General features: G+C 36.0%; 23 protein-coding genes, 1 tRNA gene and 2 pseudogenes. 17 read left to right on the top strand and 9 right to left on the bottom strand.

Features of this window, described 5'->3' with window-relative positions:
* Nucleotides 1–66: 66 nt before the first annotated feature.
* From AAHI02_RS11020 to AAHI02_RS10970, 11 genes and pseudogenes are all read left to right on the top strand, one after another.
* Nucleotides 67–540 carry a lipocalin family protein gene (locus AAHI02_RS11020; protein ID WP_346983290.1) on the top strand — a complete coding sequence of 158 codons (474 nt, stop codon included), beginning with the start codon at nt 67–69 and terminating at the stop codon, nt 538–540.
* A 190-nt stretch (nt 541–730) separates the two neighbouring features.
* On the top strand, nt 731–4,147 hold the full coding sequence (locus AAHI02_RS11015; protein WP_346983289.1) for a DUF559 domain-containing protein: 3,417 nt from the start codon (nt 731–733) through the stop codon (nt 4,145–4,147).
* A 241-nt stretch (nt 4,148–4,388) separates the two neighbouring features.
* Nucleotides 4,389–5,252: a MotA/TolQ/ExbB proton channel family protein gene (locus AAHI02_RS11010; protein ID WP_346983288.1), complete on the top strand. Its 864-nt coding sequence runs from the start codon at nt 4,389–4,391 to the stop codon at nt 5,250–5,252.
* A 63-nt stretch (nt 5,253–5,315) separates the two neighbouring features.
* A pseudogene (locus tag AAHI02_RS11005) lies at nt 5,316–5,925 on the top strand (biopolymer transporter ExbD).
* A 12-nt stretch (nt 5,926–5,937) separates the two neighbouring features.
* Nucleotides 5,938–6,510, top strand: a complete 573-nt coding sequence (locus AAHI02_RS11000) for a biopolymer transporter ExbD (RefSeq protein ID WP_042721644.1) — start codon at nt 5,938–5,940, stop codon at nt 6,508–6,510.
* A gap of 23 nt (nt 6,511–6,533) precedes the next feature.
* Nucleotides 6,534–7,373: an energy transducer TonB gene (locus tag AAHI02_RS10995; RefSeq protein ID WP_346983287.1), complete on the top strand. Its 840-nt coding sequence runs from the start codon at nt 6,534–6,536 to the stop codon at nt 7,371–7,373.
* A 74-nt stretch (nt 7,374–7,447) separates the two neighbouring features.
* Nucleotides 7,448–7,645, top strand: a complete 198-nt coding sequence (locus tag AAHI02_RS10990) for a C4-dicarboxylate ABC transporter (protein ID WP_346983286.1) — start codon at nt 7,448–7,450, stop codon at nt 7,643–7,645.
* Nucleotides 7,635–8,507 carry a substrate-binding domain-containing protein gene (locus AAHI02_RS10985; RefSeq protein WP_346983285.1) on the top strand — a complete coding sequence of 291 codons (873 nt, stop codon included), beginning with the start codon at nt 7,635–7,637 and terminating at the stop codon, nt 8,505–8,507. Before AAHI02_RS10990 ends, AAHI02_RS10985 begins: the two co-directional genes overlap by 11 nt.
* A 95-nt stretch (nt 8,508–8,602) precedes the next feature.
* The gene (locus AAHI02_RS10980; RefSeq protein WP_346983284.1) at nt 8,603–10,252 is read left to right on the top strand and encodes a tetratricopeptide repeat protein; all 1,650 of its coding nucleotides are present in this window, start codon (nt 8,603–8,605) and stop codon (nt 10,250–10,252) included.
* Between the two features lie 80 nt (nt 10,253–10,332).
* Nucleotides 10,333–11,052 (top strand): bacillithiol biosynthesis deacetylase BshB1, encoded by a 720-nt coding sequence (gene bshB1 / locus AAHI02_RS10975; RefSeq protein WP_346983283.1) that lies wholly within the window; start codon nt 10,333–10,335, stop codon nt 11,050–11,052.
* A 35-nt stretch (nt 11,053–11,087) separates the two neighbouring features.
* Nucleotides 11,088–11,163: transfer RNA gene (locus AAHI02_RS10970), tRNA-His, on the top strand.
* Between the two features lie 98 nt (nt 11,164–11,261).
* Here the strand turns inward: AAHI02_RS10970 and AAHI02_RS10965 are convergent.
* The 4 genes and pseudogenes from AAHI02_RS10965 to AAHI02_RS10950 all read right to left on the bottom strand — a co-directional run bounded on the left by AAHI02_RS10965 (nt 11,262) and on the right by AAHI02_RS10950 (nt 16,225).
* A complete protein-coding gene (locus AAHI02_RS10965) occupies nt 11,262–12,359 on the bottom strand; it encodes a hypothetical protein (RefSeq protein WP_346983282.1) in 1,098 nt (365 codons plus the stop codon).
* A gap of 73 nt (nt 12,360–12,432) precedes the next feature.
* Nucleotides 12,433–13,809, bottom strand: coding sequence for a T9SS type A sorting domain-containing protein (locus AAHI02_RS10960; protein WP_346983281.1), 1,377 nt, complete (start codon nt 13,807–13,809; stop codon nt 12,433–12,435).
* 318 nt (nt 13,810–14,127) lie between these two features.
* Entirely contained in the window at nt 14,128–14,463 is a 336-nt protein-coding gene (locus AAHI02_RS10955; RefSeq protein ID WP_106914481.1) for a DUF3276 family protein, read from the bottom strand.
* A 99-nt stretch (nt 14,464–14,562) separates the two neighbouring features.
* Nucleotides 14,563–16,225 (bottom strand): annotated as a pseudogene (locus AAHI02_RS10950) (ABC transporter ATP-binding protein).
* A gap of 89 nt (nt 16,226–16,314) precedes the next feature.
* Between AAHI02_RS10950 and AAHI02_RS10945 the strand changes: the two are divergent.
* From AAHI02_RS10945 to AAHI02_RS10930, 4 genes are all read left to right on the top strand, one after another.
* On the top strand, nt 16,315–17,220 hold the full coding sequence (locus AAHI02_RS10945; protein WP_346983280.1) for a transcription antitermination factor NusB: 906 nt from the start codon (nt 16,315–16,317) through the stop codon (nt 17,218–17,220).
* A gap of 10 nt (nt 17,221–17,230) precedes the next feature.
* Nucleotides 17,231–17,746 (top strand): DUF1573 domain-containing protein, encoded by a 516-nt coding sequence (locus tag AAHI02_RS10940; protein WP_346983279.1) that lies wholly within the window; start codon nt 17,231–17,233, stop codon nt 17,744–17,746.
* A gap of 4 nt (nt 17,747–17,750) precedes the next feature.
* Complete coding sequence (yajC, locus tag AAHI02_RS10935) at nt 17,751–18,122, top strand: preprotein translocase subunit YajC (RefSeq protein ID WP_346983278.1); 372 nt, start codon at nt 17,751–17,753, stop codon at nt 18,120–18,122.
* Between the two features lie 176 nt (nt 18,123–18,298).
* On the top strand, nt 18,299–19,030 hold the full coding sequence (locus AAHI02_RS10930; protein WP_346983277.1) for an SDR family NAD(P)-dependent oxidoreductase: 732 nt from the start codon (nt 18,299–18,301) through the stop codon (nt 19,028–19,030).
* Here AAHI02_RS10930 and AAHI02_RS10925 read toward each other — a convergent pair whose 3' ends face one another.
* The 4 genes from AAHI02_RS10925 to AAHI02_RS10910 form a co-directional block, all read right to left on the bottom strand.
* Nucleotides 19,031–19,540, bottom strand: a complete 510-nt coding sequence (locus tag AAHI02_RS10925; protein ID WP_346983276.1) for a hypothetical protein — start codon at nt 19,538–19,540, stop codon at nt 19,031–19,033. It lies immediately after the preceding gene.
* Nucleotides 19,541–19,567: 27 nt separating this feature from the next.
* Nucleotides 19,568–21,436 carry a DNA ligase D gene (ligD, locus tag AAHI02_RS10920; protein ID WP_346983275.1) on the bottom strand — a complete coding sequence of 623 codons (1,869 nt, stop codon included), beginning with the start codon at nt 21,434–21,436 and terminating at the stop codon, nt 19,568–19,570.
* A 93-nt stretch (nt 21,437–21,529) separates the two neighbouring features.
* Complete coding sequence (locus tag AAHI02_RS10915) at nt 21,530–22,132, bottom strand: DNA polymerase ligase N-terminal domain-containing protein (RefSeq protein WP_346983274.1); 603 nt, start codon at nt 22,130–22,132, stop codon at nt 21,530–21,532.
* Nucleotides 22,132–22,917 (bottom strand): Ku protein, encoded by a 786-nt coding sequence (locus tag AAHI02_RS10910; protein ID WP_346983273.1) that lies wholly within the window; start codon nt 22,915–22,917, stop codon nt 22,132–22,134. Before AAHI02_RS10910 ends, AAHI02_RS10915 begins: the two co-directional genes overlap by 1 nt.
* A gap of 738 nt (nt 22,918–23,655) precedes the next feature.
* On the opposite strand from AAHI02_RS10910, the gene AAHI02_RS10905 reads away from it, so the two are divergent.
* On the top strand, nt 23,656–24,336 hold the full coding sequence (locus AAHI02_RS10905) for a hypothetical protein (protein WP_346983272.1): 681 nt from the start codon (nt 23,656–23,658) through the stop codon (nt 24,334–24,336).
* A gap of 3 nt (nt 24,337–24,339) precedes the next feature.
* On the top strand, nt 24,340–24,720 hold the full coding sequence (locus AAHI02_RS10900; protein WP_346983271.1) for a hypothetical protein: 381 nt from the start codon (nt 24,340–24,342) through the stop codon (nt 24,718–24,720).
* A gap of 155 nt (nt 24,721–24,875) precedes the next feature.
* On the opposite strand, the gene aspS is transcribed toward AAHI02_RS10900, so the two are convergent.
* Entirely contained in the window at nt 24,876–26,630 is a 1,755-nt protein-coding gene (gene aspS, locus AAHI02_RS10895; protein ID WP_346983270.1) for an aspartate--tRNA ligase, read from the bottom strand.
* Nucleotides 26,631–26,687: the final 57 nt, after the last annotated feature.

Genomic DNA, 26,687 nt, shown 5'->3' with positions numbered 1-26,687 from the left:
TTTCTTGCAAAAAATTATTAAATAATTCAAAAAAATTATAATTTTAGCCCTTGAAAAATTTGATACATGAAGAAATTAGCATTACTCTTTGCAGGTCTATCATTATTCGTAGCGACAGGATGTAATAACGACGACGATAATACAATAGAATATCCTATTGTAGGAACATGGCAACCCATAAAAAAAGTTGTTACCACTGTTGCGATAGGAGAAGATCCTGTTTCGGACGGAATTTCTTTTGATACCGACTGTCAGAAAACATCAAGATGGGTGTTTGTAGCAGGAGGTTCAGGAAAAAGAACGGATAACGGCGATGGGACGTCACCAGGAACATGCCAGCCGACTTTCGACAGAAACTTTACCTTTACGTATGACAAAGATAGTAAGGCTATTCAGATAAAATATCAGGGAATCGTTGAAGCAGACAAGGGAAGTGTTGTTACTCTTAATGACACAACTTTAAACATTAAAATTGAAGATACTTCAGACCCTACTGAATACCAATCTACAACTTATACTCTAAGAAGAATCCCTCAATAATAGAGAGCTTTTCCTCATTAAAAATTTAAGATCTCATCTCCGGATGGGATTTTTGTTTTGATATATTTAATTTTAAATTAAATTCTATTTCTATTAAAATCATTATTTTTGTGAATCTTGATTTTTTAGAGTTAAAAGAAATTTAATCTAAATATATCGAAGTCTAACATCTAATATCTAAATATAAAAAGTGTTTTACGATCATCAGCAGATAGAAAAAAAGTGGCAGAAATACTGGGAAGACAATCAAACCTATAAAACTTCCGACAGCACAGACAAACCTAAATTTTATGTTCTCGACATGTTTCCGTATCCATCGGGAGCCGGGCTTCACGTAGGGCATCCTCTGGGATATATTGCATCAGATATTTATGCAAGATACAAAAGACATCAGGGCTTCAATGTGCTTCATCCGGTAGGCTACGACAGCTTCGGGCTTCCTGCTGAGCAATATGCGATCCAGACAGGTCAGCATCCTGCCGTTACCACAGAGCAGAATATTACAAGATATGAAGAGCAGCTTAGAAAAATAGGTTTCTCTTTCGACTGGAGTCGTGAAGTAAGAACTTCTGATCCTTCTTATTATAAATGGACCCAATGGATTTTCATTGAATTGTTCCATTCGTGGTATAATAAAGATACAGACAAAGCGGAATCTATTTCCACTTTGATCAGGCATTTTGAAACGAAAGGCACAAAAGATTTAAATGCCAATCAAAATGACGAATTACATTTCACAGCAGAAGAATGGAAAGAAGCTTCTGAAATTGATAAAGAAGATATTCTTCTAAACTATCGATTGGCCTACAGAGCGGAAACTACCGTAAACTGGTGTCCTGCTTTGGGAACCGTATTGGCAAACGATGAGGTTAAGGACGGCAAATCCGAAAGAGGAGGTTTTCCTGTTTTTCAAAAGAAAATGATGCAGTGGAGCATGAGGATTTCCGCGTATTCAGAAAGATTACTTCAGGGATTAAAAACTCTTGACTGGCCGCAGCCATTGAAAGATTCCCAGGAATACTGGATCGGGAAATCTCAGGGCGCTCAGGTGAGTTTTGAAATCCTCACCCCAACCCTCTCCAAAGGAGAGGGAGCTGACAGCTTGGAAAATAAAAAACCGGGTTATTTGACAGGAGGTCAAAATTCTAAAGTCTTGTTACAGCATGCCAAAAATATGCGCCATGAAGCAACGGAGGGAGAAGATACGCTTTGGCAAATGCTTAGGAATAGAAAGCTCGAAAGTAAATTTAGAAGGCAACATTTAATAAAAGACTACATTGTTGATTTTGTTAGTCTTGAAAATAAATTGGTAATTGAAGTAGACGGAGGTTATCATTCTGAAAAAGAACAGGTTGAATACGATAATTTAAGAACGCAATATCTTAACTCCTTTGGCTATGACGTTTTGCGATTCTCTAATGAAGAAGTTCTTAATAATATAGAGGGTGTTTTAGAAGAAATAAAGCGAAAATTAGAAGAAAATAAACAACAATTTTCAGAATCTGAAAAGTCCCTCTCCTCGGGAGAGGGATTTAGGGAGAGGATTGAAGTTTTCACCACAAGACCTGATACGATTTTCGGAGCAACGTTCATGGTATTGGCACCGGAAAATCCTTTAGTGGAAACAATTACCACTCCGGAACAGAAAGCTGAGGTAGACAGTTACATCGAAGAAACCTCCAAAAAAACGGAGAGAGACCGTATGGCGGATGTGAAAAATGTTTCGGGAGCTTTTACGGGAAGTTATGCGATTAATCCGTTCAGCAATGAAAAAATGCCAGTCTATATTTCAGATTATGTGTTGATGGGATATGGAACAGGCGCTGTTATGGCCGTTCCTGCTCATGATGAACGTGACCACAGATTTGCAAAGAAATTTAATTTAGAAATAAAAAAGGTTGTAGAAACCGACGAAGATATCCAGGAAAAATCTTTTGATTCTAAAGATTCCGTTTGTGTAAACTCAGATTTTTTAAACGGTTTGAAATATGATGAAGCAAAAGCGCTGATTATTTCTGCGATCGAAAAAAGAGGAATTGGTCATGGAACGACCAATTACAGACAACGTGATGCGATTTTCTCCAGACAGAGATACTGGGGCGAGCCGGTTCCTATATATTATAAGGATGGAATGCCTTACACCTTGCCAACTTCGGCATTACCTCTGGAACTTCCTGAAGTTGAAAAATATTTACCTACAGAAGACGGAGATCCACCATTAGGAAATGCCAAGACTTTTGCCTGGGATGAAGTAAATCAAAAAGTAGTTGATACCAATTTGATTGATGAAAAAACAATTTTCCCTTTAGAATTATCCACGATGCCGGGCTGGGCGGGAAGTTCATGGTATTTCTTACGATACATGGATCCGCATGACGAGAATGTTTTTGTTAAAAAAGATCTGGCAGATTATTGGGGACAAGTTGACCTTTATATCGGAGGAAGCGAGCACGCGACAGGTCACTTATTGTATTCCCGTTTCTGGAATATGTTTTTAAAGGATAGAGGATATATCAGTCATAATGAACCTTTCCAGAAGTTGATCAACCAGGGGATGATTTTGGGGATGAGTGCTTTTGTTCATTTTGTCTTTTTCTCATTGATCGAAAAAGAAACTAAGGATGTAATTATTGATAGAAAAATAATTTTGATTCCTAAAAATACTTACCTGAAAGCAATTTCTGGGGATGAGAGTGAATTAATAAATATTTCCAAAAGTTACTTATCTATAGAACAAAATAGGGATTTAAATGAGGAGAAATTATTATTAATAACTCCTGTTCAAAAAGTTCCGGTAGATATATCTTTGTTAAAAGGAACTTCCGATGAATTAGATACAGAAGCTTTCAAATCATGGAGGCCGGACTATGCAGATGCAGAATTTATTTTGGAAGACGGAAAATACATCACCGATCGTGAAGTAGAAAAAATGTCCAAATCAAAATACAATGTCGTAAACCCAGACGATATCTGTAATGAATACGGAGCAGACGGATTGAGATTGTATGAAATGTTCCTCGGGCCACTGGAACAATCCAAGCCTTGGAATACACAAGGACTGAGCGGAGTTTATGGTTTCCTTAAAAAATTCTGGAATTTATATTTCAATGGCGAAGTTTTTGAAGTGTCAGATGAAGAGCCGACAAAAGCAGAATATAAAGTATTACATACCTTAATAAAGAAGGTCGTTTATGATATTGAAAATTTCTCTTTCAATACGTCTGTATCATCATTTATGATCGCGGTAAACGAATTGCAAAAAATAAAATGCAACAAACGCAATATTTTGGAACCATTGGCCGTTATCATTTCTCCTTATGCGCCACACATCTGTGAAGAGCTTTGGAGTCTGCTTGGTCATACAGCTTCTATTGAGTTTGAAAAGTTCCCGGTTCTGAACGAAGATTATCTGGTAGAGGACGAGATTGAATATCCTATCAGCATCAACGGAAAAACAAAACATAAGTTGGCATTATCGGCACAGCTTTCAGCAAAAGAAGTAGAAGATATGGTACTTCAGGACGAAAAAGTGCAGCATTTTCTGGAAGGTAAAACACCGAAAAAAATCATTGTGGTGCCTCACAGAATAGTGAACATAGTAATTTAAATAAAAATTAACATTGGCAAATTAAAAAAAATGGAGGCTTATATTTTTTAACTTTTTAACGTAAACGTTAAAATTAGGGATTATTGCCAAAAAAAGAGAAAATAATTATAATATCGAAATCGTATTAAAATTTCGTTGTCAAAAAAAACAGAAATGTTTATTTGAGACTCTTGCATTTTAATTAATTTTGCCTTTAATTTACAAACTGTAAAATTTTTAAAACAATATAATTTAGTTAAATATGGAAATGAATGTTTCAAAAAATGATGAGCAAGTAGTTGCTAGAAAGGCAGGAGGTCTTAACCCGGCTTTAATTATTCCTATTCTTTTCGTAATAGGAGTTTGTATTTATTTATTCGTTCTTGGTAACCCAGGAAACTTCAAAGACGCAGAAAAACTAGGAGGTGGGTCTGTTGCTTTCTCAAGTGTTGAAGGAAAAGACATTCACCCAGAATCGTTTTTGGGAATTATCTACAAAGGAGGGGTAATCGTACCTATCTTGATCACTTTCATGATCACGGTAATCGTTTTCTCTTTCGAAAGATATTTCGTTCTTAGCAAAGCTGCAGGAAAGGGAAACTTAGACAACTTCGTTGTACAGGTGAGAAGTTTGCTAAACCAAAACAAAATTGATGAGGCTTTAGAAGAGTGCGACAGACAACAAGGTTCTGTTGGTAACGTAGTAAAAGAAGGTCTTACTACTTACAAAGCTTTATCTCATGATACTACGCTTAACAAAGAGCAGAAAATGGTAGCGCTTAACAAAGCAATCGAAGAAGCGACTACTCTTGAAATGCCAATGCTTGAGAAAAACATGATGATCCTTTCTACTTTAGGTACTGTTGCAACGTTAGTAGCACTTTTAGGTACGGTAATCGGGATGATCAAGGCGTTCTTCGCATTAGGTTCAGGAGGTGGTACTCCGGATGCAGCTGCACTATCTACAGGTATTTCTGAAGCATTGATTAATACGGCTTTAGGTATCGGTACTTCAGCTATCGCTATCATCCTTTATAACTTCTTTACTTCTAAAATTGACGGATTAACTTATAAGATCGACGAGATCGCAATGAGTATCCAACAGTCTTTCGCTGAATTCAACTAAGAATTTTTTAGCAAAGAATTTGCAGTAAGTAAAAAGAAGTCTAATTAAAAATCATTAATAATAATGGCGAGAGTCAAACCAAAAAGACATGGAGTAGTGACGGATATGACGGCAATGTGTGACGTTGCATTCCTACTACTTACATTCTTTATCTTGACCACTCAGTTTAAAAAACCTGACGTGGAGCAGATCAAACCGCCATCTTCAATATCAGAGAAGTTACTTCCTGATGCAAGTTTGATGACTATCAACGCTACTCCGGACGGAAAGTTTTATTTCCAACCTGTAGAAAATGCATCAGAAAGATTACAGCTTTTAGACAATATGGGTAAAAAGTACGGTGTTACTTTTGACAATAATGAAAAAGCTGCATTCCAAAAAAGTACAGGCTATCGGCGTTCCTATGAACCAGCTGAAAAGCTATCTTGATTTGCCAGATGACGAGCAGAAGAATTTCAAGAGTCCTACAGGGATTCCTATGGATAGTACAAATAAGCAATTAGTAGACTGGGTAAAAGAAAGTCTTAACGTAAATCCTGAATACAAATTAGCGATTAAAGGAGACGTTACCACTGAATATCCGAAAGTTAAAAGCTTATTTGAAGGTTTAAGAGATATCGATTTTCTTAAATTTTGGTTGATTACATCACAAGAAGGTAAACCTAACGAATAATATCGATTAGAAATGGCAGAAGTACAAGTACAGGAAAAAGGCGCCAAAGGCGGCAAGGTACGTTCCAAGAAACAGAGTACCAGAGTCGATATGACTCCGATGGTGGACTTGGGTTTTCTATTGATTACCTTCTTTATGTTCACAACCACATTCTCTAAACCGAATGTAATGGATTTGGGTCTTCCGGCAAAACCGAAAGATGATACACAAAAACCACCTCCAACAGAAATTAAACTTTCTAACTCTATTTCTTTGTTATTAGGAAAAGACAATAAGATTTTCTGGCATCAACAGGATAATACATCCTTAACAGATCAGAATCTTAATGAAACTACTTTCGACAGAGAAGGAATCAGAAAAGTAATTGAGCAGGCAAAAGCAAATGCGGCTGATAAATCTAAGTTTACTGTAATTATCAAACCGACTGACGATGCTGTATATAAAAACTTTGTAGATATTCTTGATGAAATGGCCATCACTAAAAGCGAGCAGTACGGGGTTACTGATCTTAAGCCTTGGGAAAAAGCTATTTATGACAGAAAGGTTGGAAACTCTGGGGCTGCAGCAGCACCGGCTACAAAGTAAGTTAACCATAAAATTGTATATCTATGGCAAATGAAAATGTGTACGATCCGAATCTTACTTTAGATGAGATTGTATTTGAAAATAGAAACAAGGAATATGGTGCATACGATTTAAGACATCAGTACCCAAAACTTCTGACAAAATCTTTCATCGTTGGAACAGCATTATTCCTTATTGCGGCCCTGTCTCCTTTTATTTATCTTACTATTAAGAGATTAACAGAACCTCCTAAACAAGAAGTGAAGGCAGATTTGGTTGAAATTCTTCAGGAAGATAAAATTATTGAGCAACCGAAAGAAGAAGAACCACCGCCACCTCCACCTCCAAAAGAGGAAGAGAAAATTGAAATTATTCAGAACGTGGTTCCTGAGCCTGTAAAAGCTCCGAAAATTGAAACTCCACCACCGCCGATTTCTAAGCAGTTGGAAACAACTACAGGTCTTAATAATCAGGAAGGGGTGAAAGCTCCGGCTTATACGCCACCGCCACCGCCACCATCAACTGGTACAAGAACTTCTACAGCTGAAGTTAAGCCTCAGGTTAATGAAAACCAAGTGTACACTGAAGTAGAGCAGACAGCGGAATTCCCTGGAGGTATTAACGCTTTCAGAAATAAAGTATCAAGTAATTTTGACGGTTCTGCAATGAACGGAGATGAAGGTACGGTAAAAGCTGAAGTGACTTTCGTGGTTGAAAGAGATGGAAGTATAACTGATGTTAAAGCAAGTGGAGGAAATTCAGACTTCAATGCTGAAGCAATCAGAACAGTTAAGTCTATTAAAAATAAATGGACTCCTGCTAAAATCAACGGGCAATCTGTACGTTACAGATTCAGATTACCTCTGACGATGAATTTTGAGTGATAATTTATCTTTAAATAATAATTAAAAAAGAGAAGCATATGCTTCTCTTTTTATTTTTTTTGTATTTTTGTTATATGATGTTCAATTGGTTATCCCTTGTGACGGGATTGTTCTATATCGTTTTGGGAATTGTCGTGATTCTTTACAAATTCTTTTTCACAATTCTGGAACCGGGAGTTGCTTATGCATTAGGAGCTTTGCTTATCCTATACGGTATTTTCAGAATTTACAGAGCAATTTCAAAAATTAAAAATTCAGACAATGAAAAGTAGTATTAAAATCATAATGCTATTTTTTATTAGTATTATAGCTGTTAACTGTAAAAAGGAAGAGAAATCTCCATCTTATCACAAAGGAGAAATGACCATTCTTACCGATGAATCTTTTAAAAGTGTTACGGAAGCTTTAGCAGAAGGGTATATGATTAATTATCCCGATACCAAAATAAATGTTGTCACCAAAAAAGAAGACCTTGGCTTTCTTGATCTTTTGCATGATAAGGCAAGAATTATTGTAATGTCCAGAGATTTATCACCTGAAGAAGTTAAAACTTATGAAGAACAGGTAGATCTTAAGTTCTTGCCGGCAAGATTTGCTGCCGATGCGGTAGTTTTTGTTGTTCCGAAAGATTCTCCAAAAGAAAGCATTTCAATGGAAGAAATAACTCAGGGAATGCAGTCGGACGATAAAAAATTTATTTTTGACGGAGCCAACTCAAGTAATCTGAATTTTGTTGCTCAAAAACTTAAAAAACAGCCTAAAGATTTAAAATATTCTATTATTCCCGGTGACAAAAATATTATTGAGGAATTAAAAAAATATCCTGACAAAATTGGCGTTATAGGTCTTAATACTTTCAGTCGTCCTTACGATAAAGAATCTGAAAACTTAAGAAATATGGTGAAAATACTTCCCGTGGAAAACAAAGGAGTACAATATAATACAGATTTTGAAAATCTGCGCAAAATGAATTATCCGTTCACCAGAGTTTTGTATTTTTTAACAAATGAAGGGAACTTTAATATTGCCAACGGCTTTATCAGATATTCCTGTACCCAGCTGGGACAGATGATTGTTCAGAAAGAAGGTTTGCAGCCCTATAATCTGTACAGAAGAGAAGTGCAGATGCGTTAAAATATATTAAATTAACACTTTACCACAAAATAAATCATTATTTTGGTCTGAAAATTGTCTACAATATAAATCGAATTTAGATTAGAAAATAAAAAATGAGAGATATAATGAATATGAATGTAAAGAAGATTGCTTTTGGAGCAGCAGTGGTATTTTTTACCAATTTTGCGTTTGCGCAAACTGTACAGGATGGTATCAACAGTATGGACAGCGACAAATTTGCTCAGGCAAAAACTAATTTTACCAATATGATTGCATCGGCACCCACTGCCGAGAATTATTTCTACCTTGGAAATACATATTTAAAACAAGGTGAACCTGATTTTGCAGCGGCAACAGAAAATTTTAACAAAGGTCTTGCTGCAGATAAAAAAAGTTATTTAAACAAACTAGGCTTGGCTACAGTGAAGCTTGGAAAAGGAGATAAAAGTGCTGTTGCTGAAATTCAAAGCATTGTATCTGATTCAAGAGAGAAAGATGCTGAAGTATTATTCAGGGCTGCGGAAGCTTTAACATTATTTGAAAAAAACAATTCTCCTGATCTTGCGATCCAATTCCTGAATAAAGCAATTGAAAGAGCCTCAAGAAAAGAAGTTCCTGCACACTATTATTATACTTTAGGTGATGCGTACAGACTGAAAAGAATGCCGGGAGATGCTATGAGTGCTTATGACAAAGCTCTTCCATTAGCTAAAAATAAAGCATCTGTTTATACTAGAATCGGAACATTATGGATGGCGGCACAACAGTGGCAGCAGGCTAAAACAAGTATAGATAAAGCTATCACTACCGATCCTACTTATGCTCCTGCCTATAAAGCGTTGGCGGCTTATGATATCAGATATCAACAGAATGCTAAAGCAACACAAGATCTGATTAACTATACAAAATACGCAGATGAAGATCCATATACTCAGCTTGAAATTGCTAAACTTTATTTTACTAATGAAGATTATGCTAATTCTAAGCAGGTTTTAGATAAAATTTTTGATAAAATTAACGATCCGATCAAGTTTAAGCTAAGAGCTTATCAATTGTACGCTGATGGGAAATATCCGGAAGCAAAACAAAATATGGATAATTTTGTTTCACAGGCAGATAAATCGAGAGTACAACCTGCCGATCAGGGCTTACAAGGTCTTATTGCTGCCGGTTTAGCTAAAACAGAGACAGATCCTGCTAAGAAAACGGCATTGACTACAGAAGCACAGCAAAAGATTGCTATTGCCAAAGCTGCTAAAGATGAAACGTTGAAATGGGATATGGAATTGGCAAAAATCGCAGGAGGAGGAGCTTCTCAGGCAAGTGTTGATGCTGGTCCTACAAATCCTGTAATTGAAGGTTTAAAACAAAAAGTAGCAGCTAACGCTCAGGATACGGATTCTTTATTTAAATTGGCAACAGCTTATCAGGAAGCAAAAAACTGGAATGGAGCAATACAGACATGGCAGAAAATGAATACACTTCTTCCGGACTGGGCACCTGGTTACTATAGTTTAGGATATTCTTACCAGCAGGCAGGGAACAATGAAGCCGCTAAAATTGCTTACGAAAAATTCATTACAACCGTGAAACCTGCAGAACAGGAGGCAAACAAGCAAACTCTTGCTTATGCATATTTCGCAGTAGCATATATGAGCAAAGATTCTGATATGGCTAAGGCTAAAGATTATGTAGCTAAATCTGTACAGTTGGATCCTAATTATCAGGATGCAGTAAAACTGAATGCTGAAATCAATAAATAATTTAAACTTTAAATTATAGATATATAGCTTCCCATTCGTAATGTTTGGGAAGTTTTTCTTTTAATAGTATCTTTGAAGGTATGAAAACAGATATATTAGCTTTTGGGGCTCATCCCGACGATGTAGAGCTTGGTTGCGGAGGAACGATCATTAAAATGGTTGCTGAAGGAAAAATATGTGCTATTGTAGATCTTACAAAAGGAGAGCTTGGTACGAGAGGGACTGAAGAGACCAGAAAGGCAGAAGCTACAGATTCAGCAAAAATATTAGGTGTTATTGCCAGAGAAAATCTTGGAATGAAAGATGGTTTTCTGGAGAATACTGAAGAGTATCAGATGAGAATTGTAAAAATGATTCGTAAATACCGTCCGGAAATCGTTTTGGCCAATGCGATTGATGACCGGCATCCGGATCATGCAAAAGGAGCGAAATTAGTATCAGATGCGTGTTTTTTGGCAGGATTGAGAAAGATCGAAACTGTTTTGAACGGAGAGAATCAGGAAATATGGAGACCAAAGCATATTTTTCATTATATCCAGTGGAAAAACATCGAGCCTGAATTTGTAATTGATATTTCTGAGCATCTGGATAAAAAAATTGAAGCGTGTATGGCTTTTAAAACCCAGTTTTATGATCCCACTTCCAAAGAACCCGAAACACCAATTACCTCTAAAGACTTTTATCAGAGTTTAACCTACCGCGCTCAGGATTTAGGAAGGTTATCGGGAGTCACTTATGCTGAGGGATTTACGTCTGAGAAGCTGATTGCGATGAAAAATTTTGACGGAATTGTTTGGTAGTTAAAAAATCTTTCCTATATTTGCACTCACAAAACGGTGATTGTAGCTCAGTTGGTTAGAGCGTCGGATTGTGGTTCCGAAGGTCGTGGGTTCGAGACCCATCATTCACCCAAAATACTTATCCCGCTTATTTATTAAGCGGGATTTTTTATTCCTTATTTACTTCTGTAAATAATTAAGAGTTATAACTATTTTCAATTCGTATAATCTTAATTTGTTCTGAAATTTAGTACTTTAGCAATATCTTTTGTATATAATTTCTTTATTTTTGTAGTTTCAAATGGTTTTATAATGCCATTACCGGAAGGATCAGAGACATATTTATTGAAAATTAAAGTGTATTTTTTTTCTGTCCACGGTTTGTCAGGTACAAAATACCATTCCGTGTCATCCGATCCGGAGATAAATTTTCCTTGAATATTAATATCCGTATTGTAGATGTTGATAGAAATTCCGCCTAGAATAGTATAGAGATCCATAGGTTTATCAAAGGCTATTTTTAATTTTTCTTTACTGTTTCTCCGTGGAATACTCAGTTTGTTTTGTAACACTTTTGGACAGCTTGCTGTCGGCTCAACAATTTCAAATTCTTTTATAAAAGGTTTTACTTTTGAATTTTTATGTAATGGTTTTAATTTGTCGGTAATCTCCAAATGATATTTTTTCCCAACATAAAAAACGTCGCCTAAATTGTCATAATATTTAATCCCGCTTTTTACTCTTCCGGGATGGATCATAAGCATTAATATCCTATCGCTGATCCACCTGCTTTTGTTAAGCCAGACATGAGGTACGACTTCTTTATTTTCATTATATAAATTCACATATCTGAAAGCGGATTCATCCTCCAGCATCGGTTCTGAAAATTCAACGTAAAAAGTCAGTATATTCTTTGGAATTTTATTATTTCGGGGATATATTTCCCTTACTGCAATTTCTTTATTGATATTAAAATCAATGGGTTGAGTTTTGTATAAAACTTTTACCGTATCATTTTTATAATAAAAGTGAGCATTAAATGAAAGTCCATCTCCCAATTCAAACTGAGGCTCAAAGAAGATTGTATCTTCCGCTTTGGAATAAGTACCCAAGAGCGGTGTCTGAGATTCCTTTCCTTCCTGGATCATGAAAACCTTCAATAAGTCTGAGGGTTGTTTATCATTTTCGTGAGCAGGGAAAGCTTTAAATAAAGGCTTATTGGATCTTTTTACATCAACTTGTATTTCCTGTGAATAACTGAAATTATACGAAAAGATAAAAAAAAGCATAAACAGATGCTTTAGATTAACTGTTGTTTTTCCTTTCATAATTAAAATTTTATAGTAAAGAATAATGTGCGAACTTTTGATCCGCACATTTATTTAGAAGATTCTTTATTAGTTATTTTTTAATGAAAGATTTAGAATCCAGATCTATCCCTTTATTGCTGATTTTTAACAGATAATTTCCTGTCTGTAAATCTGAAATTGAGATTTTTTTGTTGTTTGAATCAATTGTCTGCTTTTTGATTAGCTTTCCATCGTAGCTGTAAACTGAGGCTTCTATATTTTTATAAAGCCTATCATCGTAGAAAATATGCAAAACATCGGATGCCGGATTTGGAGAGATCTCAAATTTTATATGTTTAGCATTTTGTTCTTCAACATTCAATGCTGCTGTACAAACAGTTAGCTTTCCTAATGTTTGATAATCTGATGATAATGTAAGAAGTTCACAAGGCGAGTAGTAGGCCATTGAAGAGAAACTGCCGGGGAAACTTGTCATTTCTTCTGTAGTAAGACCTGGATTGACGTTGCCACTATAATCTCTCAGCTCAACAGCATTGCTATTATAAGTATTATTGGTAAAAGGGGTTCCGTCAAGAAACTTTTTCCCTATTCTGTAAATTGTATTATAGCTCCAGTTATTATGCAAGTCTAATAGATATGCTTCGGTCCCGTTATTGATGGGTATTGTTTTCACGGAATAATCAAAAACAACATCAAATGATTCTCGTACCGTAAACAGACCTGTGTTATCGACTAATGAAGATACGGTTTCCGAAAAGCCCGGTGCACAGGTTGTTGTGCCACATAAGTACTCGGTATTATTAATTTTTATATAATTCAATTTTTCTAACGGAGCACTTGTATAATATGTATTCCCCAAATTTGATTTAAACATTGTGGTGGCTCTTTTCGTAATTGTCGCATTATGAGTAAATGGAGCTGATATATAGCCCAGCTCTCCTTTTAAAGTGCTGTGATTACTTGATACATAAAGTTTATTACCGCCCCATGCAATATCCTGAAAAGCGCAGTTCGCATTCGTGAAGTTTAACGTACAATAGGGCATTGTGTTAAAGTTCAGCGCTGTAATTGTATTCCCTGAATTTGTAAGCTTAACAAAATATGGCGTTGTATTTACCATAGCCATGATATAAACAGAATTTGTGATAGGATTTACTTCAATATTTTTAATAGAAGTAATAGTTTGTCCGATTGCGGCTTCTATTCTTGTTTTTACATTGTTAGAAGTGGTTGCGATAGTATTTGCTGCCTTGTCTGCGGGATTATTGTCATTGACGTCAACGGTGAATACTTTACCGGTAGCATTATTGGTAGCAACCAACGCAACACTGTTCCCGTCACTAATAAGTTTAAAATTTGTAATTGTTCCCGAAGTAATCATCGTTCCTGTTTGAGGAGATACCATTAGGGAATTTTGGGCAAAGCAGAATGCAGATGCCAGAATAAAAAGGAATAAATTTTTTTTCATGTATTTATATTTAAAAGGTTAAAATTATTTCATAGATAATCGTTTTTGGTTTATTTTGTTAATGGATTTCATATTATAAAGTTTGTGTTTTACTGTTTTTTGCTTACTTTAATAAGAATTATTTAATGATTAAATTATAATATTAAATAATTAATAACAATTTTACTTATTATTTTTCAATATTGTATAAGTGTAATAACTAAAAAATATGCATAGCATTGTATTTTTACGATTTAATAGCAAGTGAAAATGTTAAATTTCAGAAATAAAAAAAAGCATCTTTTTCCAGATGCTTGTGTTTTTAAATGTTTAGATATTTTAAACTTCTTCGTCAGAATCAATTGTGTATGATCTGCTTTTGAAGTCTTTATCATGCTTTTCTGATATTACATCCTCACCTTTTTCGTTAATGATGAAATCTGTGGATTCATTAAACATCTCCTGAAAACTTTTGAAATCTTCTTTATAAAGATAGATTTTGTGCTTCTCAAATGTTGCTTCTCCGTTCTCTCCGAAATTTTTTTTACTTTCCGTAATTGTAAGATAATAATCTCCTGCTTTCGTCTCGCGCACATCAAAGAAATAAGTTCTTCTCCCTGCTTTTAACACCTTAGTGAAAATTTCATTTTCATGGCGTTCCTTGTATTCACTCATTGTTAGATATTTTTTAATCTTGTTAGGAACAAATATAAAAGTTTTCTTTTAATCACAAAATTTTTTTTATGATTTATTTAACATTTGTGAACGAATGTGCTATGCGGTTACGGAATTGCTAATTTCTGTGAGGTTAATAATTTTATCTGCTCTTTGAGCGCTAGACTCTCTGTGTGTGATGATTATAGAAGTAGCGTTATGTGTTTTTTTCTCTATATTTTCCAGTATATTTTGTTCTGTTTCGGTATCTAATGCTGATAGCGAATCATCGAAAATAATAATATTAGGATCTTTAATTAATGCTCTTGCAATGCATATTCTTTGCTTCTGACCCCCCCGAAAGCATGACGCCACGTTCGCCCACCATTGTTTTATACTGCTCTTTAAAATCTACGATGTTTTTATCCACATCAGCGATTTTAGCATATTCAACAACTTTCTCATGGGTAGGATGATCAATGGCAAAACCAATATTATTTTCAATGGAATCTGAAAACAGATAGCTCTCCTGAGGAATATATCCGATGGAATTTCTGTAATTATCTAAATTGTGTTCCTTTAAATTTTTTCCGTCAATTAAAATTTCTCCTTCGGTAGGGTCAATCAATCTGCAGAGTAATAATGCGATGGTCGATTTTCCGCTTCCTGTTTTTCCCATGATCGCCAGAGATTCTCCTGCATTTACTTTAAAGCTAAGGTTTTCCAGTGCTTTAATGCCTGTATTTGGGTAAGTATAAGATACATTCTTGAACTCAATATCTCCTTTAATAGGATAATTTTCAAAATTTTTGTTAATGATTTCGGACTTCTTATCCATAAATTCATTAATTCTCTGCATCGATGCTTCCGCACGCTGATTCACTGAAGTTACCCATCCCACCATCGAAAAAGGAAATATGAGGGTATTGATATACATAAAGAAATCCGCAATTTTACCGATGCTTAATTCTCCCGCAATATATTTCTGACCGCCGACCCAGATGATAGCTACATTCAGAAGTCCGATGACAAAGAGAATGATGGTGAAAAAATAGGCTTCCGTCTTGGCCAGATCAAGAGCTTTATCCTGATAATCGGTAACTTTTACCCCATAATTTTTTTCAATGTACTTTTCACGGGCGAAAAATTTAACCACACGGATTCCGGAAAAACTATCCTGTACAAAAGTGGAAATCGCAGACTGGCTTTTCTGCATAATTTTCGACTTTTTATTAATAATAGAACTTACTTTATAGATAGCGTAAGATAAAATAGGTAAAGGAAGCAACGTCCATAAAGTCATGGAAGCGTCAGTCTTTATCATATAAATAGCCGTAATGATAACGAGTACCAGCAAATTGGCAACGTACATTACACCCGGTCCCAGATACATTCTTACCGCAACAACATCTTCACTCAGTCTGTTCATAAGATCACCAATCGTTGTCTGTTTGTAATCTGTTAAAGATAAATCCTGATAGTGTCTGTAGATTTTATTTTTCAATTCATATTCAATTCTTCTTGAAGCAACAATAATAGTCTGTCGCATCATAAAGGTGAAAAATCCGGTCAGCAATGAACATCCTACAATAATGGCAACATAGATCAGGACCTGTTTATTGAAGCCGAGATTACCGTTTTTCGTAAGTTCATCCACCGATTTTCCTACGAATTGTACCTTATATATATTGAAAAAATTACTGGCGATGATGAATAATACCCCCCAAAATAATAATATTTTGTGTTTCCAGAAGTAAGGGTTTAACGTTTTTAAAGCTTTCATAAAGTTTACAAATTTACAAAAATGTCATCACACTGCGAATTTCATAAAGTTTAAATTTCGTATCTTTGCACCCATAAAAAGCTCTTTGAATGTTAGGAAGACGACAAATCCGTGAAAAAGTAGTACAGACTGTGTATTCATATTACCAGAATCCTGTAAAGTTTGATGTGTTAGAGAAAAATATGTTTACCGGAATAGAGAAAATCTATCATCTCTACATCTATGAGTTAAACTTTTTGGTAGCTCTGAAAGAATTAGCCGAAAATCAGATTGAGATCGGTAAGAATAAGTTCATTAAAACTGATGCCAACATTAATCCTAACCAAAAATTCATCAATAATCAGATTTTAATAAAACTGGAGGAAAATCCTGAAAGACTTTTCTTTACAGGTCAGCACAAACAATTGAAATGGGATATGCATGATGATCTTTTGGTAAAAACTTTCCAGAGAATCACAGCCGGAAAACGATATCAGGACTTCATGAAAGAAGAAGGATATTCTTTTGCAGAAGATCAGAAATTCATCGGAAAATTGTTTTTAAGATATATCGCTGAAAATGAGGATTTTCAAGATTATCTGGGAGATAAAGAACTTTCATGGTATGATGATATTCACATTGCCAACTCCATGGTTCAGAAAACAATCGGTTTCCTGAAAGAAGATGAAGAAAGCAGAACTTTAATTAAAATGATTAAAGATGATGAAGACAAAACTTTCGCCATGAAACTCTTGAGAAATACATTAGACAGCTGGGAAAACAATGAAAAGAAGCTGGGGGAAAGACTGGAAAACTGGGATCTGGAGAGAGTTTCACTAATGGATAAAGTGATTTTATCAACGGCTATTTCAGAACTTGATAATTTTCCTTTTACACCTTCAAGAGTAATTATTAATGAATATATCGAGATTGCAAAAGTATTTGCTACAGACCGATCCAATATTTTCATTAATGGGATTTTAGATAAATACTGCAAAGATTTAAATAGAATATAAATATTTCAATATGAAAAAGACATTATCAATTATCGCTTTATCAGTGATTGGTTTTGGTTTGGTTTCTTGTAAAAAAGAAAATAAAGCAGAGGCGGTACCAGGTACAGAAACTTCTGTTAGTACAGATTCTACTGCAGCTCCTGCAACAGTTACCGGTGATTCTGCAATTGCACCGGTTTCAACAGAAACGGCTACTCCTGCTTCCAATCAGCCATTGACGACTATCGCTCTTTCCGAAAATAACTTCGATTTTGGAAAAATCAAAAAGGGTGATAAAGTAGAGCATGTATATGAAGTTACAAACACAGGTAAAAACCCTTTAGTAATTTCAGAAGTAAAACCAGGATGCGGATGTACAGCTCCGGATTTTACAAAAGAACCGATCATGCCGGGTAAAAAAGGAAAAATCACCTTACATTTCGACTCAACAAACTTTGACGGTAACGTAAGTAAATTTGCAGATGTTTTTGCAAACGTAGAAAAAACTCCTGTTAAATTAACATTCACTGCGAATATTCAACCATAATATCATGAATTTATTATCAATCTTTTTACAGGCACCTGCTCAGGGAGGAAACTCTTCCATGATGTTGATCATGATGGGGGCGATGTTTGTAGGGTTTTATTTCTTAATGATAAGACCACAAATGAGAAAGCAGAAGCAGGAAAAAAACTTCCAGGAAACCCTTAAAGTAGGAACAAGAGTAGTGCTTACTTCGGGTCTTCACGGAAGAATTGCCCAGGTTCAGGACGATGGTTTTATCATCGAAACTTTATCAGGGAAATTAAAATTTGAAAAAGCGGCTGTTTCGAGAGAATTTACAGAAGCGCGTTTTGGTGATAAAGCTAAAGCTGCAGAAAAAACGACAGAGAAAAAAGAAATCGAAACTGAGAAAAAATAATTTTCAGATTTAAAATATTCCGTTTCGGCGGGGTGAGCAAAGCTCACCCCGCCGAAACTTTTTTAGAAGGTATTTACGTATTAATGTCCAGAGACTTTGTCTTCCGTAAGAAGCTATTTATGCTTATTGGTGAGAAACATTCGTGAAATTAGTGTTTAAACAAATATCTTTGTCCCATGAATCAAAACACAAACAAAACCGTTCTCATTCTCGGTGCCAATTCAGACGTGGCTAAGCAATGTATTCTGCAATATGTACAAAAAGATTTCTCCGTTATTGCGGCTTCAAGAAATATACTTTCCTTAGATAATTTCGTTCAGGAAAATCATCTTGATGAAAAAGTTTCAGTTTTGAATTTTGATTCCGTTGAATTTGATTCTCATCAGAAATTCTATGATGAACTTCCCGTAAAACCTCATATTGTGGTGTATGCCGCAGGATTTTTAGTTGAAAATGAAAAAGCATTAACAGATTTCAAAGAAACGCAACAGATGATGATGGTCAATTATATGGGAGCAGTTTCTATTCTCAATATTATTTCATCAGATACAAGCAATAAAAATTTGGAAAGAATCATCGGATTATCATCACTTTCAGGCGTTCGGGGAAGGAAAAGTAATTTTGTGTATGGAAGTACAAAAGCCGCTTTTACCACGTACTTAGCGGGCTTACGGCAGGAGTTGGCTTCAAGAAATATCAAAGTCAATGCTTTAGTAATCGGTTATATAAGAACAAAAATCAATGAAGGTTTACAATTAAATGAATCCTTAATAATGGAACCGGATTACGTTGCAAACTTCATCGTAAATGCCGGAAACTCCTTTACCATTGTTCCGAACTTTAAATGGAAAATGATTTATTGGATTTTAAAAGTACTGCCGGAAAGTTTGGTTGCAAAGTTGCCGTAATTATTCACTTTTCACAACCACACTTGGAAAACCTAATTTTTTCATCAAATCTTTATAGTTTTCCATTAAAATGTTGCTACTGCCGTAATGAGAAATTTTTAACTGATTTTCACTGTCTTCAACAGAAAAAGAATTTCCACTATTACCAAACTCATTATCCATGAAAGTATAATGCAATAAATTATTAATGTAATTCATCAAACCAACTTTCTGAGAAGCTGATAAAACAATATTCTTTTTTATTTCTTCATTTTGTACAATTGATCCTTTATTATCCCTAACACCACAATCGACATTGTATTTAGTGTAAATCAATTTAGTTTGTTTGTTTTCAGAATAAATTTCAATGATCTCATCATGACCACCCCATTCTCCACAATCAGCAAATTTGGATTTTATAAATAAGGTATCTTTATAACTTAAGATGTTGTCAAAAGAATAATTTACATTTGAGTTTTTAGAGCAACTTGAAATAAGAATTAAAAATAAAAATGCAAAATAGTTTTTCACGGTATAATTTTTATCTAAAATAACCAATTACTCCAAGTCCTGCAACCTCTCCAAAGCCTTCATCATATCAATTCCTTTTCCTAGAATCGGCTTAAATAAATCCCCTTTCTCTTTTATCCTTTGCAATGCATTGTGAATATTAAAATCGGTAGGCTTCAGTCCCTTTTTCAATTCATTCCATTCCAGAGGCATGGAAACGGAAGCACCTTGTTTTGGACGCAAGCTGTAGGCACTCGCTAATGTCTGTCCTGTTCTGTTCTGAAGATAATCAAGGTAAATTTTATTGTCATCTCTCTTTTGAAGACTTCTTTCCAACGTAGTAATTTCCGGAAGTTTATCGTGAACCTGCTTCATCAGAATATGCGCAAAATCTTTCACCTGGTCAAAATCATACTTTCCACCCATCGGGATGTAAATATGAATTCCCGTACTGCCGGAAGTTTTACAATAGCCTTCTGTTTTAATGGATTCTAAAACCTCATGCACCTGAAGCGCGGTTTGGATCACATCATCAAAAGTATTTTTCTTCGACGGATCCAGGTCCAGCACCATAAAATTGGGGTGATCAAGATCGGGTAGGGAAGAGTTCCATGGATTCATGTCTATGCAGCCTAAATTATTAAGATAAGCAAGCGTAGCTTTGTCATTACAATATATGTAGTCGATGTATTTATCGTTCGATTCAGAGTAGACCTGGGTTGTTTTTACCCAGTCCGGGATATTGTCGCTGGCATCTTTTTGGTAAAAGTTCTGTTCTTCAATACCATTTGGAAAACGGTTCAGAGAAAGCGGACGATTTTTCAAATGAGGTAAAATATAGTCAGCCACCGACTGATAATAATCAATCACATCACCTTTGGTTACATCATCCTTGGGAAAATATACTTTATCCTGATTGGTCAGTTTCACTTTATGTCTGTTCAGTGTTACTTCTTTATCGGTTTCAGAAAGTTTTGTTTTTTTAGGAGTTGTAGATGCTTTCATATCTTTTGTATTTTCGTTTACTTCATCTATTTCACCGGCAGAATTCTTTACTTCCTCCGGCTCTTTATCTTCACGGATGGCCACAAAAACCGGATGCCTAAAGATACCGTCTTTTGTGATTTCAGAATACTTAATCTCGCATACCAGTTCAGGTTTTGTCCATGTTACGGGCATGTTGGTTTTAGGTTTGTTCTCAAAAGGAGAGCTTTTTACAATTATTTTCTTTAATCTTTCATGAAGTTCTTTAATCGATTCACGATTAAAACCTGTTCCCGTATGTCCGGAGTAGGTAAGCTTTCCATCGATGTATTTTCCCAAAATCAGCGCGCCGAAACCTTCCCTTGATCCGCGTGGTTCTGTAAATCCGCAGATGATCGCTTCTTCAGTATTTGTGAATTTTATTTTAAGCCAATCGGAAGTTCTGTGATTTTCGATATACAGACTATCTGCTTTTTTGGCGATCATTCCTTCCAGCTGCATCTTTTTCATCTGCTTAAAGAACGCAATTCCTTTTTCCTGGATGTGATCACAATATTTGATAACATCGGTTTCTATTAAAGCTTCTTTGAGAAGTTCTTTTCTCTGAATCAACGGCAGCTCTTTCGTAGAATGTCCGTTTAGCCAAAGAATATCAAAAACCTGATAGACGAGGGCGAGGTCAGGATTATCACCGATTTGCTGCAGCAGCTGAAAATTGGGTCTGCCATTTTCATCGTAGGCAACGATCTCGCCATCCAGGATCATTTTGTGTTTCTGATGACTGAAATCCTGTGATACTTTTTTTAAATTTGGATAAAAAGGAAATCCCGTTCCGGGAATAGAATAACGGTTCTTCCCTGAGATCAGCAACAGCACGGTAGCCGTCCCATTTGATTTCAAAAACCCAGTCTTCATCGTCAAAAGCTTCACCATGGGGTTTTGCTAGCATAGGCTTGATGAAATGTTCTAATTTTTTCTCATCAACTAAATCATTAAATCTTTGAAACCGTGGTTTTGTATTATCGTTTACTTCTTTTTTTCCGGCGACTTTTGGGCTTTTTTTTCCTCTAAAAATTTTGTGACCAAAGAATTCTTAGCTGTGTTCTCTTCAGCGTCGTAATCACTTTCTGCGAAATCATCTTTATGTTTAATCAGCAACCATGAATTTTCTTCCGTATTTTTCATTTTAACCAAAGCAAATTCGCCTTTCAGTTTTTTTCCGTGGAGGATAAACTTTAAAGAGCCTGCATGAAGTTCTTTCAGCAGTTCTTTCTCATCAGAAAGCTTTGAATTTTGATCCAAAGGCTCATACGTTCCGCTGTCCCAGATTTCTACCTGTCCGGCACCGTAATTTCCTTCCGGAATATTTCCCTCAAAGTCTTTATAGTCGTAAGGATGATCTTCCACCATCATCGCGAGGCGTTTATCTTTCGGATCCAAAGATGGTCCCTTTGGTACGGCCCAGCTTTTCAGTACGCCATCCATCTCCAGCCTGAAATCATAATGCAGTCGCGATGCAGCATGGCGCTGAATCACAAAAATCAGCTTGTCTTTGCTCTTTTTGCTTTTTCCTTCAGGCTCGGTCGTTTCGTCAAACTTTCTCTTTGCATTGTAATCTTTTAAAGCCATTATGATGCGTTTTTAGATTTGGGACTTTGTAAACTGGCTTTCAGCTGCGCCATCAGGTCAATCACTTTACCTTCCTTAGCCGGTTCAGCTTTTTTAGCTTTAATATTTTTTCCTTTGGCTTTCTGTTTAATAATCTTCATTAAAGATTCAGAATAGGTATCTTTATACATTTCCGGATCAAATTCCTGGGAAAGCTGCTCAATCAGGTTGATAGCCATTTTAAGCTCGGCAGGCTTGGGTGGTTTTTTAGCAGGAATCTTCAGGTCGCTGTAATCTCTTATTTCCTGGGCAAATCTCAGGCGGTTCAGCACAAGAACCTCATCGTTGTAGGGACGGATCATCCCGATTGCCTCGCTTTCACGAAGTACAAATGTTCCTACGCCTACCATTTCTGTTTTGGCTAAAGCTTTCAGGAGAAGCCGGTACGCATTTTCCCCGTTCTTCTGCGGTTCGAGATAATAAGGATTTTCAAAGTAAACGGAATCAACTTCAGACTCCTTCACAAACTGGTCAATTGAAAGTATTTTTGATTTTTCCGGGCTTGCTGCCTCATAATCTTCTTCATCAAGAATGATGTACTTATCGTCCATGAGATAACCTTTTACAATGTTTTCCCATTTTACTTCTTTCCCTGTATTTTCATTTACCCTTTTAAACCGGATGTTTGAAAAATCAGATTTATCCAGCATATCCAGATCCAGCTTGGTGGTTTCTGTTGCCGAATAAATTTTTACGGGGATATTCACTAAGCCAAAGCCTATGGCGCCATTCCAGATTGCTTTCATTGTAATTTGATTTAACAAAAATCTACAATGATTGTGCCGTGCAGAATACTTGTGAAGGATTGTGGTATATGTTAATGATTTCGTAGGCAGTATTTTGTCTTAGACACATTTGCCATCATCCATTAATTCACCTTAGTCTTACCGCTTTATTCATTTATATTGCATAATTCTTTTTTTAATCCCATGCAAAGTCGCATTTACTTTGGAAAATTGATTTTAACCCACTGCAAAGAGTCATTTTCCTAATGTAAATTCATTTTAACCATATGTAAAACAATATTTATCTTTAAGAATCAGCTTTTACCTACTGCAAAGAGCCATTTTCCTGATGTAAATTCATTTTAATCATATGCAAAGCGATATTTATCTTCTATAATCAGCTTTTACCTATTGCAAAACATTATTTATCTTGTGTAAATCCATTTTAACCATATGTAAAGCATTATTTACCTTTAATAATTGATTTTAACCTACTGCAAACACTATTTACTACATCTGTAGTCATTTTACAAATCTAAAGGAGTGTTTTTTCGTAGTAAAGCGGAGAAAACATGTATCGAGAATAGATTTATTTTCGAAATTAACAAACTTCTCGATACGATTTTTTTCAAATCTAATCGAAGGGATGAAATAACTCGAATAAACTAAAGGTGCTTCTTACTGAGAAATATTTTATCTTTTTGAATTAAAGATGAATCTAAAATATTTTCTATATTTGTTCTACTAAAACAAATGCAAATGTATGTAAAACAAGAAGAGTGCCTTCCATTGGCGAAGGACTTATACCAAAGTTTCCAAAGAGATTTCAACGATTTCATGGCCGAAGATCACAACTATACTCAGGCTTACAAAGATCTTTTCAGCGCAAAAATAGACGAAGTTGAACAGCAGGAGTTTAATAATTCTGTGTTGACTCGGCAAAAGCAGGCTACCCGGGAATTGTATCTCTTGGGAGATCAAATCAGGCTTCCGCTTAAAAAGCTCAATGTAAGAATAAAAAGAGCAAAGTTACCCACCGATCTGGCAACAGATATCTCATTAGACATCCGCAACCGGAATTTTGAGGGTGTGGCCGATAAACTCCAAAGGCTCATCCAAATTTTATCAGACAATGCAGAGAAAATGCAGACTGCGGGAATGAAAGATGATACGATTGTTTTGCTTAAACAAGCACGGGTAGAGATTGCGCAGAAGGCAGACGAGCAAACACAAATGATGAAGGAAGTATCAGGGAAATCCGACGAAACCCGTCATTTGTACAAAGAACTTGAAGCTTTTATAAGACACATCTGTGAAGACGGAAAATTAATATATGAACGTACCCGGAAGGCAGATGAATACACCATCAAAAAAATGATCGGCCGTCTGCATAAAAAAGGAGGGAAAGGTAACGATGAAAATGTGGAATCACAAAAATAGGTAATGATGATTGCGAAAATTGAAGAAATCAGTGATCTGGAAGAATTCGGAATAGACCTTATAAGATTCCAGATTTATGTAAGAAAACCAGATGGAGCAGATGTTAGTGTACCTATGACCGTTTATATGTGGGAAATCAGAAAGTTTATAAACATCCATGACCATGAAGCTGCAGCCTATGTGAATAAAATAAGTGAAGGCCTTCGTTGCCAAGGTGCAAAAGACGGGAAAATTCTGAAAGTGCTTCATGAAGATTGTTTTCCTATCTATTCTTATGTGGAGAAGTATGTGAAAAGTCTTCCCCGGGAAAAAATCAACAAGCATATTACCTGGGCCGAAAACAGAGAAACCGTTTCTGCCGAAAATTATGCAAAAAAAGTTTGACCAACTCCGTGAGTTTAACATACCAGCCTCTAATCAGAAATTTGCCTATTTGCCAAAGCTTTGGATGAGGTTGTGCGGGAAGAAGTGAAAGGGTTTTAGCCTGATAAAAAAACAGGAATAAATAATAAAGGCGGAGAAAATTTCTCCGCCTTTGTTTATGCTTTTAAATTTAGTTTAAGTTCAAGCTCATCCAGCTGTTCATCTGCAATGGCAGCCGGCGCATCAATCATTACATCTCGTCCGGAATTATTTTTCGGGAATGCGATATAATCTCTGATCACTTCATTTCCGTCGAGAATTGCAACCAGACGGTCAAACCCGAACGCTAAACCTCCGTGTGGCGGAGCACCGTATTTAAAGGCGTTCATTAAGAAACCAAACTGCGCTTCAGCTTCTTCTTTGGTGAAGCCTAACAGATCAAACATTTTAGACTGAAGATCTCTATCAAAAATTCTGATGGAACCTCCACCGATTTCGTTTCCGTTCAGTACCATATCGTAGGCGTTGGCTCTTGCTTTCCCCGGATCTGTTTCCAGTAAATGAATATCTTCAGGTTTCGGAGAGGTGAAAGGGTGGTGCATCGCGTGGTAACGGCCGCTTTCTTCATCAAATTCCAGTAATGGGAAATCAACTACCCAAAGTGGGGCGAATTCATTTCCTTTTCTTAACCCCAAACGGTTACCAAGCTCCATTCTCAAAGCGGAAAGCTGAGTTCTCACCTTATTTTCGTTTCCTGGAAGGATCAACATTAAGTCTCCTTCTTTAGCCCCGAACTTTTCGATGATTTTGGCTAAATCTTCTTCATTATAAAACTTGTTCACCGAAGAAGTCTTCACACTATCATTCTGGAATTTCACCCACACCATTCCTGAAGCGCCGATCTGTGGCCTTTTTACCCACTCAACAAGCTCATCGATTTGCTTTCTTGTATAATCTGCACAGCCTTCTACATTAATTCCGACAACAAGCTCTGCATCATCAAATATTTTGAAATCTTTTCCTTTAACCAATTCGTTCAGTTCCACGAATTCCATTCCGAAACGGATATCCGGTTTGTCATTTCCGTATTTCTGCATCGCATCGGCGAAAGTCATTCTCGGGAAATCTCCGAATTCCTGGCCGGTAATGTCTTTCAGTAAAGTTTTGGTCATTCCTTCAAAAACGTTCATTACATCTTCCTGCTCTACAAAAGCCATTTCACAATCGATCTGTGTAAATTCCGGCTGTCTGTCGGCTCTTAAATCTTCATCACGGAAACATTTTACGATTTGGAAATATTTGTCCATTCCACCCACCATCAACAATTGTTTGAACGTCTGTGGAGATTGTGGCAACGCATAAAACTGTCCCGGGTTCATTCTGCTTGGCACCACAAAATCCCTGGCGCCTTCCGGAGTAGATTTAATCAAAACCGGCGTTTCCACTTCGATGAATCCGTTGTCCGAAAGATAGTTTCTTACTTTCTGCGCCATGTTGTGACGGAAGATCAGCTTATCTTTTACCGGGTTTCTTCTGATATCAAGATAACGGTATTTCATTCTTAATTCTTCACCGCCATCCGTTTCATCTTCAATCGTGAAAGGCGGAAGCTGGGATTCATTCAGAACTGTTAGCTTCTCAACAAGAATTTCAATTTCTCCGGTTGGAATATTAGGATTTTTGCTTACTCTTTCAATGACTTTTCCGGTCACCTGAATCACAAATTCACGACCCAGTTTTTTTGCATTTTCCATCAGTTCTGCGCTAGAACGCTCCTGATCGAAAACCAATTGTGTAATTCCGTAACGATCCCGAAGATCTATCCAAATCATAAATCCTTTATCACGGATGGTCTGTACCCATCCTGAAAGGGTTACTTCTTCATTAAGATTTTTGAGAGACAATTCTCCGTTGGTGTGCGATCGAAACATTGTTTTTAGATGTTAGATATTAGACTTTAGAAATTAGACTTTTATACGTCTGATTTT

It is taken from the genome of Chryseobacterium sp. POE27 (assembly GCF_039727685.1).
Taxonomy (GTDB): Bacteria; Bacteroidota; Bacteroidia; order Flavobacteriales; family Weeksellaceae; genus Chryseobacterium.
This window is presented reverse-complemented; position numbering and strand designations above follow the sequence as displayed.

Bases quoted from the DNA above. Each gene is read 5' to 3' on its own strand.
- AAHI02_RS10905 (WP_346983272.1), top strand. From the start codon at position 23,656: ATGTATGTAAAACAAGAAGAGTGCCTTCCATTGGCGAAGGACTTATAC.
- AAHI02_RS10965 (WP_346983282.1), bottom strand. From the start codon at position 12,359: ATGAAAGGAAAAACAACAGTTAATCTAAAGCATCTGTTTATGCTTTTT.
- yajC (WP_346983278.1), top strand. From the start codon at position 17,751: ATGAATTTATTATCAATCTTTTTACAGGCACCTGCTCAGGGAGGAAAC.
- AAHI02_RS10995 (WP_346983287.1), top strand. From the start codon at position 6,534: ATGGCAAATGAAAATGTGTACGATCCGAATCTTACTTTAGATGAGATT.
- AAHI02_RS11010 (WP_346983288.1), top strand. From the start codon at position 4,389: ATGGAAATGAATGTTTCAAAAAATGATGAGCAAGTAGTTGCTAGAAAG.
- AAHI02_RS11020 (WP_346983290.1), top strand. From the start codon at position 67: ATGAAGAAATTAGCATTACTCTTTGCAGGTCTATCATTATTCGTAGCG.
- AAHI02_RS10945 (WP_346983280.1), top strand. From the start codon at position 16,315: ATGTTAGGAAGACGACAAATCCGTGAAAAAGTAGTACAGACTGTGTAT.
- AAHI02_RS10900 (WP_346983271.1), top strand. From the start codon at position 24,340: ATGATGATTGCGAAAATTGAAGAAATCAGTGATCTGGAAGAATTCGGA.
- AAHI02_RS10930 (WP_346983277.1), top strand. From the start codon at position 18,299: ATGAATCAAAACACAAACAAAACCGTTCTCATTCTCGGTGCCAATTCA.
- AAHI02_RS10910 (WP_346983273.1), bottom strand. From the start codon at position 22,917: ATGAAAGCAATCTGGAATGGCGCCATAGGCTTTGGCTTAGTGAATATC.
- ligD (WP_346983275.1), bottom strand. From the start codon at position 21,436: ATGGTGAAGCTTTTGACGATGAAGACTGGGTTTTTGAAATCAAATGGG.
- bshB1 (WP_346983283.1), top strand. From the start codon at position 10,333: ATGAAAACAGATATATTAGCTTTTGGGGCTCATCCCGACGATGTAGAG.
- AAHI02_RS10990 (WP_346983286.1), top strand. From the start codon at position 7,448: ATGATGTTCAATTGGTTATCCCTTGTGACGGGATTGTTCTATATCGTT.
- AAHI02_RS10940 (WP_346983279.1), top strand. From the start codon at position 17,231: ATGAAAAAGACATTATCAATTATCGCTTTATCAGTGATTGGTTTTGGT.
- AAHI02_RS10915 (WP_346983274.1), bottom strand. From the start codon at position 22,132: ATGGCTTTAAAAGATTACAATGCAAAGAGAAAGTTTGACGAAACGACC.
- AAHI02_RS10985 (WP_346983285.1), top strand. From the start codon at position 7,635: ATGAAAAGTAGTATTAAAATCATAATGCTATTTTTTATTAGTATTATA.
- AAHI02_RS10980 (WP_346983284.1), top strand. From the start codon at position 8,603: ATGAGAGATATAATGAATATGAATGTAAAGAAGATTGCTTTTGGAGCA.
- AAHI02_RS10955 (WP_106914481.1), bottom strand. From the start codon at position 14,463: ATGAGTGAATACAAGGAACGCCATGAAAATGAAATTTTCACTAAGGTG.
- AAHI02_RS11000 (WP_042721644.1), top strand. From the start codon at position 5,938: ATGGCAGAAGTACAAGTACAGGAAAAAGGCGCCAAAGGCGGCAAGGTA.
- aspS (WP_346983270.1), bottom strand. From the start codon at position 26,630: ATGTTTCGATCGCACACCAACGGAGAATTGTCTCTCAAAAATCTTAAT.
- AAHI02_RS10960 (WP_346983281.1), bottom strand. From the start codon at position 13,809: ATGAAAAAAAATTTATTCCTTTTTATTCTGGCATCTGCATTCTGCTTT.